This is a genomic window from Corynebacterium bouchesdurhonense, assembly GCF_900078305.2.
Classification (GTDB): domain Bacteria; phylum Actinomycetota; class Actinomycetes; order Mycobacteriales; family Mycobacteriaceae; genus Corynebacterium; species Corynebacterium bouchesdurhonense.
In genome coordinates, this window is sequence record NZ_LT546016.1 from 1 (window position 1) to 1,934 (window position 1,934).

General features: G+C 72.5%; 1 protein-coding gene. It reads left to right on the plus strand.

Going from position 1 to position 1,934, the window contains the following annotated elements; all coding sequences use genetic code 11:
• Positions 1–72 precede the first annotated feature (72 nt).
• On the plus strand, positions 73–1,512 hold the full coding sequence (locus tag BN4252_RS00375) for a Pls/PosA family non-ribosomal peptide synthetase (RefSeq protein WP_262360139.1): 1,440 nt from the start codon (positions 73–75) through the stop codon (positions 1,510–1,512).
• Positions 1,513–1,934: the final 422 nt, after the last annotated feature.

A 1,934-nucleotide genomic window follows, 5' to 3' on the forward strand; every position in this document is an offset into this window, starting at 1 on the left:
CCCGGCCCCACCGAACCCGGCGCCAAGCCGGTGAGGAAGGCCGCGCGCGGGCCCGGCCCCCCCCCCCGCAAGGTGGGCACCCCCCCCCCCCCCCCCCCCGCGCCCCCCCCCCCCCCCCCGCCCCGCGGCCGGGTGTGGGTGGCGCTCTACGCGCTCACGGCCATGGCGATCGCCGCCGTGCCCGTGGCTGCCGGGGCGCTCGGCGTGCTCGCCGGCGCGGCGGTGTTGTTCCAGGCTGGCGGCGGGGGCCTGGTTGCGGCGGTGGTAGCCGGCGGGCTGGTCTACTTTTTCGCTGGCCTGGCGCTGACCTGGACGTTCGTGCGCCTCGCGCAGCTCGCCGTGAAGCCCGGCACGCACCCCGTGCGCTCCGCCGCGGGCTGGGGCTTGTGGACGGTCGTGCGCCTGCTTGACGACGCCCGCTCACGCTTCTTCCCCCTCTACGCCTCCCTCCTCACGCCTTCCTGGTTCAGGGCGCTCGGCGCCGAGGTGGGCAAGGACGCCGAAATCTCCACCGCGCTCATGGTGCCGAAGCTGGCCAGCGTGGGCGAGAGCTCCTTCCTTGCCGACGACACCCTCATCGGCCCCTACGAACTCTCCGGCGGGTGGATCCGGAGCGCGGAGTCGCAGGTAGGCAAGCGCTCCTTCGTGGGCAACTCCGGCATCGTCGCGCCGGGGCGCCGGCTGGCCAAGCGATCCCTGGTGGCCGTGCTGTCCTCCGCGCCGCGGAAGTCCAAGGGCAAGTCCAACTGGTGGGGCTCGCCGCCGGAGCGGATGCGCCGCGTGGAGGTGGCCGCGGCGGGCGGCGAGGCCGGCACGTACCGGGCGCCCGTGGGCATGAAGGTGCGGCGCGGGCTCGTTGAGACGCTGCGTCTGGCCGCGCCGATCGCGCAGGCGGCGCTCGCGGCGCTGTTCGCCGTGGGCGTGCTGGAGCTGTTGGGCCGCGTGGGCCTGTGGGTGTACCTGCTCGGCGGGCTGCTGTGGATGGGCGTGGGCGCCGTGGCCGTGGCCGTGACCGTGGCGATCAAGTGGCTGCTGGTGCAGCGCCACCGCGCCGGTGAGCACCCGCTGTACAGCTGGTTTGTGTGGCTCAACGAGCTGCAGGACCAGTTTGTGGAGATGATCGCCGCGCCCTGGTTCTTCACCTGGGCCGCCGGTTCCGGCGAGATGAACCTGGCCCTGCGCGCCCTGGGTGTGCGCGTGGGGCGCGGCGCCTGGATCGAGTCCTACTGGTTCCCGGAGACCGACCTCTGCGTTGTGGGCCGCGGGGCCACCGTGGGCCCGGGCACCGTGGTGCAGACGCACCTCTTCCAGGACCGCGTGATGTCGCTGGACGCCGTGACTCTGGAGGCGGGTGCGACACTGGGGCCGAACTCGGTGGTGCTGCCGGGCGCGGTGCTCGGCGCGGGCGCCACCGTGGGGCCCGGCTCCCTGGTCATGCGCGGCGACTCCGTCCCCGCCGGCACCGTGTGGCAGGGCAACCCGGTGGAGCCGGTGGCGCCCGTGGCGCTGTAGGCGGTTTTGGCGGTGTCGGCGCTGTAGGCGGATTTGGCGGTTTGGCGGATTTGGCCCCGGCTTTGGCCCCGGCTTTGGCCCCGGCCGGAGCGCCGCGCCGGGACGCCCGGCCGCAAAAGCGTTCTGGCACATGGTCTCCAGTCGAGTAAATCTGGTCGCGGTCTCCTCGGGTACTCGGTTGGAGACCATGTGCTGGAACGCATCTGCCAGAACGCATCTACCAGACACATTTGCCGACTGTGCGTTTCCTGTGAGCGGAGAGGGGTGGTGGCATGCAAATCGGCGAACCCGGCAGATAGTTGCAATCCGGAACATTGTTGCGGGATTGCAGCAATGTGCCGGGTTCGAGTTTGCGCAACACACCCCCCGAGGTACCCCGGTGCGGTGCGGGGTGCGCCCCGGTGCCCCTCGCTGTGCTGCCC